This is a genomic window from Sulfurovum sp. (genome assembly GCF_036568385.1).
Classification (GTDB): domain Bacteria; phylum Campylobacterota; class Campylobacteria; order Campylobacterales; family Sulfurovaceae; genus Sulfurovum.
On sequence record NZ_DATCSP010000074.1, the window covers coordinates 1 to 8,112 of the forward strand.

The window sequence follows — 8,112 nt, forward strand, 5'->3', positions numbered from 1 at the left end:
AAAAGATATGATGCTTTTGATGACCCTTCCAATCCGGTACCACTTTCACAAATAGAAGAGGACTGTTTTGTGGCAGAACTGTATCATGGGCCGACAAGGGCCTTTAAAGATATGGCACTGCAGCCTTTTGGATATGTATTAAGCAAATTGGCTCAAAAAAGAGCTGAGCACTATCTTATCATGGCAGCAACCAGTGGAGATACCGGTCCTGCAACATTGGAAACATTTAAAAACCAAGAGGGTGTGCAGGTCGCCTGTCTCTACCCGGATGGCGGAACATCGGACGTACAGAGGCTGCAAATGGTCACAGAAGATGCTTCGAACCTTAAAGTCATCGGCGTGAAAGGCAACTTTGATGACACACAGAATACATTGAAGGAGCTGCTCGCCTCTGCCGATTTTAAGGCAGAGCTGAATGAGCGGAATATCAAACTCTCTGCGGCGAACTCGGTGAACTTCGGACGTATCATATTTCAGATCATTTACCATATCCATTCCTACCTGGAACTGGTACGTAAAGAGAGTATTCAGATGGGAGAGAAGATCTACCTGGTCGTTCCCAGCGGAAACTTCGGGAATGCTTTGGGAGCCTATTATGCAAAAAAAGCAGGACTTCCTATAGAAAAGATCCTTATTTCCTCCAATATCAACAATATTTTGACAGATTGGATCACCAAGGGTGAGTATGACCTTACCACACGTGAACTGGTACAGACAGAATCCCCGGCTATGGATATTTTAAAAAGTTCGAATGTAGAGCGTATCATGTTCGACAAATTCGGTGCAGCGCGTACCAAAGAGCTTATGGAGGCATTGGCGAGGGATGGCAAGTACCGATTGACCGCGGACGAACTTGCATCGCTGCGTGAGGATTTTGATGCCTCTTTCTCTGATGATGCAGAGTGTGAAGCCGTCGTGGGGGAATATGCAGAAAAAGGGTATATTATGGATCCTCATACGGCAACCTGTATGCGAGCCTATAAAAACCTGAGAGAGAAAAAGCTGAAAACAGTGGTCTACTCTACCGCTGAATGGACAAAGTTCAGCCCGGCTGTTTCCAAGGCTTTGGGACATGAGGTCAAAGATGATGTGGAAGCACTCAAATGGGTCAGTGGACATGCCAATGTGACCGTGCCTCCTATGATCAACGGTCTATTTGACAAACCGATCATCCATTCTGTTATCGTTGAAAAAGAGTCCATCAAAGCAGAGATGTTGAACTTTTTATAGTGATATATACGGTCATGTACAGAAAATCTTTACCGCTTTTATTACTCTTCTCTCTATGCATTGCATCGGCTGAAGCAAAATCAATGATCGACTGCAGGGTTGTAACACAAGGTACGAGTGAATGCAACCCTTATGGATCCAGGTTCCATAGAGCACATGCGATCACTTATGACCACGATACCAAAGAGCTGATCATAGAGAAAACGCTTCCTAAACCTGAAAAAAGACGTTTCTTAAAAGTGATCTCAGTGGAAGAGATGCTGGAAAAATATGTCAATGTGCAAGAATCTGTACGATTTAAAGGAAGTGAAAAACCCCCTGTAAAGACAGCAGCCACAGAAGAGCTGGACATTCATGTTGTCCCTGATGAAAAGACAGAAGAGATAGAAGAGGCGGAGCCCTGCGAGAACCCCCCGTGTATCGAAAGAGATCTTTTAAAACAGATCGTACCTGAGAAACCCCAGATCATTTACGGTCAATACAGAGTGGAAAGCGGCGATGCACTGAGCAAGATCGCAAAGAAATTTGGATTAAAAACAAAAGACATTGCGAAAATGAATGGTATCAGTATCCAGTCTCCTTTACGTATCGGACAGAAATTAAAGCTTCCTTTTGAACAAAAGATGATCGATGCGATCTCTTCTGCCACGTACACTATTGAGAAGGGGGATACGATCATTTCTATTGCCAAAAAGTTTAAGCTTGAACCTAAAGAACTCATGGAGTTCAACAGGATCAAACGCAATGCGATCATACGTGTAGGCAAAAAGCTTACCCTTCCGCTTCCTCATGTCGTGATAGAAACAACGAAAAAACTTCGGGTCACGGCAACCGCATATACTTCACATGTTAGACAAACAGACAGTTCACCTTTCATGGCAGCGTGGAGCAATCGTATCCGTCCGGGTATGAAGATCATTGCAGTCTCCAGAGATATGTTAACAAGATATGGCATGCGGAATGGAACAAAAGTACGTATAGGCGGGTTACCCGGTTATTATACCGTACGCGATAAAATGAATAAACGGTACAGCAAACGTATCGATATCTATATGGGACTGGATAGAAGGAGAGCGCTGCGCTGGGGCAGACGCAGTGTGGTGATATACTGGTGATCAGAGGGATTCGAAGATCTCTAACACTTCCAGGTATCTGTCACTTTTACGTTCATACTCCGCTTCAAGCTCGGACAGTTCCTCACTCAGTGCAGCCAAGCCTTTTTCCTGATAACATGCGGGATCCTGCAAACAGGTATTGATAGCCTCTATTTTCGCTTCCAGTGCTTCTATTTCACCCGGTAGGTTATCGAAATCCTGCTGTTCCTTGTAGCTCAGTTTTGTTTGGACTTTTTTGGTTCTGGGTGCCTCTTTTTTTGTACTTGTCTTCACCTCTTGTTCGATCGAGTCGAGTGCTTTCATCTCTTTTTCTATTTCGAGGTATTCGGTATAGGTCTGATATGACTCTTCCACGACGCCGTTCCCCTTAAAGATATAGAGCTTGGAAGCAATCTTATCTATAAAGTATCGGTCGTGCGAAACAAAGAGTATGGCCCCGGGAAAATTGATAAGTTTTTCTTCCAGGATATTAATGGTCTGGATGTCAAGGTCATTGGTGGGTTCATCCAGGATCAGGCAGTCCACTTTTTTTGTCAAAAGCAGTGCAAGCGCCACACGGTTCTTCTCTCCGCCCGAGAGCATGCCTATCTTTTTGTCCAGAAACTCTTTGGGGAAAAGGAAAGATTTGAGGTAGCCGTACACATGCATGCTGGCCCCCTGTACCTCTATATGGTCTCCTCCGTCAGGGCAGAAGGTCTCTATCAGCGTTTTGTTGTTGTCGAGCATCTCTCTGTGCTGGTCAAAATAGCCTATGGAAAAGTCTCCCTGTTTGATACTGCCGCTTTGGGGCTTGATGCGCCCTAGCATCAGTTTGAGAAGGGTGGATTTCCCCGCACCGTTGATCCCCACAATGGCGATCTTGTCCTTCTGCAGGATACGGGTACTGAAGTTCTCTATCAGTTTTTTACCGGGAACCGAGTAGGAGAGATTCTCAAGTTCAAAAAGCATCTTTTTGCGTGAGACACCTTCCTCGCGGTTAAAATGTTTTTTTTCACGTTCCAGTTCCACCATCATCTTGCGGATCAGCGTAGGATTTTTCTTGGCCGCATCACGGAGTTCAAAGACACGCTTCTTCCGTCCCTGGTTACGTTTCTCCCTGGCTTTGACCCCTTTGCTCAACCAGGCCTCTTCCTGTTTGAGCAGTCTCAGCAGGTTCTCATGCCCTTTTTGGAGGGCATGCATGCGCGCTTCTTTTTGCTCAAGATAGCTCATATACCCACCGTTGTAGCTGACGAGCTGCTGGTTATCCACCTCCACCACGCGTGTGGCGATGGTATCGATGAAGTGTCTGTCGTGAGAGATAAAGAGCAGGGTGAAATTTCCTTTAAGCAGCATCTCTTCCAAAAACTCGACCATATAGACATCCAGGTGGTTGGTAGGTTCGTCAAGAAGCAGGACATCGGGTTTTTTAAGTATCAAAGAGGCCAGTGCCACACGGCGCTGTTCTCCACCCGAAAGGGAGACCACAGGACGGTCTTCATAGGCTTTGAGCTGGAACTCCTGCATGACACGTTCGATCTTGTCATCAAGGTTCCAGGCATTATGATGGTCCAGAAAAGCGCTGACCTTTTCGAGCGCTTTGAGCAGCTCCTCATTTTCAAAATCCTCGGCGACTTGAAGGCTCAGCCTGTCATACTCCTGTTTGGCTTCTTTCAGCTCTGTCAATTCATTGAATATCGCTTCTCTGACGGAAAGACCGGGGTCAAAGTGAGGCTGCTGGGCAAGCATCTCTATATGGACAGAACTGTTGATGATCCGTTTCCCCTCTGTGGGCTCCTCTTCTCCGATAATGATCTTCATCAGTGTAGATTTGCCGCATCCGTTCTGTCCCACGATCGTGACACGCTCTCCTTCATTGAGATGAAAATCGATCCCATCGAGGAGTACTTTAATGTCATACTGTTTTTTGATGTCAAAGAGGTCTATGAGTGCCAAAAGGGGATCCTTCTACTGTATTGGTGCAATTATAGCAAATAGAGTGGGTTTTAAGGCTTGATTTGGTATATTTTACGATACTATAACCAAGGACATCCATGCTGGAAACCATCATCGTTTTATACTCTCTCTATACCTTTATGAAACTCTACATCTCCTTTATGCAGATCGGCTATATCAATGAAGAAAAGAGAAAAACCCCTGTCTTGATGCCTGCAGACAGGTATCTTACCGCAGGAAACTATGCGGTAGCCAATGAAAAGCTCTCTATCGTGACGACGTTTGTGGATTACCTGGTATTTATCTGGTGGGTATTTGCAGGGTTTGCCTGGCTTTCGTCCATGGTGCAGGTCGAGGGAAGCCTACTGCAGGCAGTCCTTTTCCTGTTCGGTTTCATTATCGTCAATTACATCATCGGGCTTCCTTTTGAACTCTACCAGAAGTTCAGGATCGATGAGGCGTTCGGGTTCAACAAGATGACGGCAAAGATGTACGTGATCGACATGCTGAAGTCAAGCCTCCTGTTCTTCATCCTGGGCGGGGCGGTATTTGCACTTTTGTCCTGGATCATAGAGAGCTATGAAAGCTGGTGGATCTGGGGGTTTGCAGCGATGTTCGCGGTAGCAGTACTGGCAAACGTTTTGGCGCCCACCTTTATGGCGCTTTTCAACAAGTTCTCTCCGCTCGAGGAGGGTGAATTGAAAGAGAAGATCACTGCCATGATGAATGAGGCCGGGCTCAGAAGTGACGGTATCTTTGTGATGGATGCCTCCAAACGTGACAGCCGTCTGAATGCCTTTTTCGGCGGGCTTGGCAAGAGCAAACGCGTGGTGCTCTTTGATACGCTTTTGGAAAAGCTGAACACCAAAGAGCTGCTCGCCGTACTGGGGCATGAACTGGGGCATTTTACGCATGGGGATATCTGGAAGAACATCGGACTGATGGGGGTGCTTCTTTTTATTGCCTTTTATCTTTTCGGGCATCTGCCGGATGCACTCTTTACCCAGATGGGCGTGATCCCTGAGGCGGGAGTACAGATCGCGATGCTGATGCTGCTGCTGCCTCTGATCAGTTTTATCTTTACGCCTTTCATGTCGTATGTCAGCCGTCACAATGAGTATGCAGCCGATGAGTTCGGGTCCCATATGGGCGGTAAGGAAAACCTGGTATCGGCACTGATGAAACTTGTGACGGAGAACAAGTCATTTCCAAAGTCGCATCCGCTGGTGATCTTCTTCTACTATACGCATCCTCCCGTGCTCGAACGACTCAAAGAGCTGGGCTTTGATGCGTCCAAACCCATTGGAGGCGAAGAGGCAGCAGTACCCAAAGAGGGCATCTTTGCCTATATGGACAGAAATGACGATTAAAGAAGTGCTCTTGTGGGCGAGAGAAGAGCTCCAGGAGGCTTGTGAACGTCCCTCTTATGAAGCAGAGCTTCTCCTGGCCCATCATCTCGGAAAAGACCGTACCTATTTGATGACACATGACAGGGAGGATCTTGCCGATGTGGACGGTTTTAAATCACTGGTCCAGAGAAGGGCGGCCCATGAACCTTACGAATATATCGTAGGGTCAGCCAGTTTTTATGATATTCATCTGGAAGTTGAAAAGGGGGTGCTCATCCCCCGGCCCGAAACGGAGATACTGATAGACCTGGTCGCAGAGATCATCGAAAGAGAACAGTTCACCAGGATCGCTGAGATTGGAGTGGGGTCCGGTGCCATCTCCATCGTGCTGGCCCGTAAGTTTCCCCAGCTTCACATCATCGCTACGGATATTTCGGACATACCGCTGAGAGTGGCGGGAAAGAACATTGAAAGATTCGGTCTGGGCGGACAGATAGAGCTGCGAAAGTCCAACCTGCTGGACGAAGTGGATGAACCCCTGGAGTTGGTGGTTTCCAATCCGCCCTATATCGCAGAAGACTTTTTGCTTGCATCCAATGTCATTGACTATGAGCCCAGGGAAGCACTCTTTGGCGGAAGGGTCGGAGATGAACTGCTCAAGCAGATCATTTTGGATGTCAAGGCAAGAGGTATACGCTATCTTGCCTGCGAGATGGGATATGATCAAAAAGCGCCCTTACAAGAGTTTGTTAGCCAAATAGGGGTAGAATATATACACTTTTACCAGGACCTGGCACAGCTCGACCGAGGGTTCGTCATTAAATTTTCATAAGGATGCAAAAGAATGAACAGATATTTTAGAATGGTAACGATGGGATACCTGATACTTTTGAGCGCAGTGCTTGGCTCGGGGCTTTTTGCAGGTATCGTCGTCGCACCGGTGACCTTTCATACGGAACAGTGGCTTGGCAGCGATATCTTGACACAGTTCCAGGAAGGCCAGATCATGACGGAGAACTTTTTGAGACTCTCCTATCTTGTGAATGTACTGGTCGTGCTGGTGGTGCTGTATGAAGGGTACAAGTTTAAAAAATTTGAAAGAGATACCCTGACGCAGATAGCGACCTTTGTCGTGCTGGCGACAGGACTGCTTTTTTCCCAGTACTATATTCCCGATATCATCGCGATGCAGGAGCAGGGGATCGAAGCGACCAAGTCTGCGGCCTTCATCAATACGCATAAAGGCAGCGAGATCAATTTCAAGCTCTTCTCTTTTGCCCTGCTGATCCTTATCGTTCAAAATATGCGTAAGGCGTGTAAATAGTCAAGATGGGGAAAAAGCTCGAACATCCTTTTGACCCTATCGTCTTCAAAGACACAGAGATATTGATACTGGGTTCGTTTCCGAGCATACGGTCATTTGAAAATAATTTCTATTATGCACATCCCCGTAACCAATTTTGGAAACTTCTTGAAACGGTCACGACCTACCCGGTGAACACCCGTGACCAAAAGATCTGGCTGCTGAAAGCGTGTAGGTTCGGGCTGTGGGATATGGTAAAAGGATGCTGCAGGGAGAACTCTTTGGACAGCGCTTTGGAAAACGAAGAGGTCAATGACCTGGAAACATTTCTGCAGGAGCATCCGAGCATTACGAAGCTGGCCTTTACAGGGAAAAAGGCAGAAGCACTCTTCAAACGACACTTTTCGCACTTGAAGATAGAGACGGTCTATCTTCCTTCGCCATCAGCTGCCTATGCAAAGATGACCTTTGATGAAAAAGCGGCCGAGTATAAAAAACAGTTGGGATACCTATAATGGCAGTGTGGGCAATAGGCGATATACAGGGGTGTTACAGTGCGTTGAAGGCTTTGCTGGAAAAGATAGCGTTCGATGCGACACAGGACAGGCTTTGGATCGCGGGGGACCTGGTCAATAGAGGAGAGGGGTCGCTTCAGACCCTGGAATACCTTTACAGTATCAAAGAAAATGTCGAGATCGTGCTTGGCAATCATGATATCAGCCTCATAGCGGCTTACTACGGTATCAAAAAGTCCAATCCTACCATTGACCCTATCCTTGAGTCGCCGGAAGCCGAAAAGCTCATAGATTGGCTTAGAGGGCAGAAATTCCTGCATGTGGATTTTCAACTGGGGTATTGCATGGCCCATGCAGGCATCTCGCCGGAGTTCGATCTGGGTATGGCAATGATGTATGCAAAGCGTGTGGAAGAGAAATTGCAAAGTGAGCATGCTTCCGTATGGCTGGAGCAGATGTTAAGAGAGGGGAGCAACCGTTTTAACAGGAAGGCAAGTCTTATAGATATCGACCGCTATATCGTCAGTGCCTTTACACGTATGCGTTTTTGTTATGGGGATCACAGACTCGATTTTGACCAGAAAGGTCCGCCTACAGATGAACTGAGGGAACAGGAGTTAAAACCCTGGTTCGAATGTGAGTATCGTAAAGATATAGATCTGCGC

The 8,112-nt window shown here is 46.9% G+C and carries 8 protein-coding genes; 7 read left to right on the forward strand and 1 reads right to left on the reverse strand.

Translation table 11 applies throughout. From position 1 onward, the window contains the following. The coding region (thrC, locus tag VIM88_RS07770; RefSeq protein ID WP_331862325.1) for a threonine synthase at positions 1 to 1,230 on the forward strand (1,230 nt) is incomplete at its 5' end. Between the two features lie 14 nt (positions 1,231 to 1,244). Beyond that, entirely contained in the window at positions 1,245 to 2,345 is a 1,101-nt protein-coding gene (locus tag VIM88_RS07775; RefSeq protein ID WP_331862326.1) for a LysM peptidoglycan-binding domain-containing protein, read from the forward strand. Here VIM88_RS07775 and abc-f read toward each other — a convergent pair whose 3' ends face one another. Then, positions 2,346 to 4,280 carry a ribosomal protection-like ABC-F family protein gene (gene abc-f / locus VIM88_RS07780; protein WP_331862327.1) on the reverse strand — a complete coding sequence of 645 codons (1,935 nt, stop codon included), beginning with the start codon at positions 4,278 to 4,280 and terminating at the stop codon, positions 2,346 to 2,348. A 98-nt stretch (positions 4,281 to 4,378) separates the two neighbouring features. Here abc-f and VIM88_RS07785 point away from each other — a divergent pair, with 98 nt between their 5' ends. The 5 genes from VIM88_RS07785 to VIM88_RS07805 form a co-directional block, all read left to right on the forward strand. Beyond that, positions 4,379 to 5,650, forward strand: coding sequence for a M48 family metallopeptidase (locus tag VIM88_RS07785; protein WP_331862328.1), 1,272 nt, complete (start codon positions 4,379 to 4,381; stop codon positions 5,648 to 5,650). Continuing rightward, a complete protein-coding gene (gene prmC / locus VIM88_RS07790) occupies positions 5,640 to 6,461 on the forward strand; it encodes a peptide chain release factor N(5)-glutamine methyltransferase (RefSeq protein WP_331862329.1) in 822 nt (273 codons plus the stop codon). Before VIM88_RS07785 ends, prmC begins: the two co-directional genes overlap by 11 nt. Before the next feature lie 12 nt (positions 6,462 to 6,473). Next, complete coding sequence (locus tag VIM88_RS07795) at positions 6,474 to 6,953, forward strand: DUF4149 domain-containing protein (protein ID WP_331862330.1); 480 nt, start codon at positions 6,474 to 6,476, stop codon at positions 6,951 to 6,953. Between the two features lie 5 nt (positions 6,954 to 6,958). Next, positions 6,959 to 7,447 carry a DNA-deoxyinosine glycosylase gene (locus VIM88_RS07800; protein WP_331862331.1) on the forward strand — a complete coding sequence of 163 codons (489 nt, stop codon included), beginning with the start codon at positions 6,959 to 6,961 and terminating at the stop codon, positions 7,445 to 7,447. Beyond that, the coding region (locus VIM88_RS07805; RefSeq protein WP_331862332.1) for a symmetrical bis(5'-nucleosyl)-tetraphosphatase at positions 7,447 to 8,112 on the forward strand (666 nt) is incomplete at its 3' end. The genes VIM88_RS07800 and VIM88_RS07805, both read left to right, overlap by 1 nt.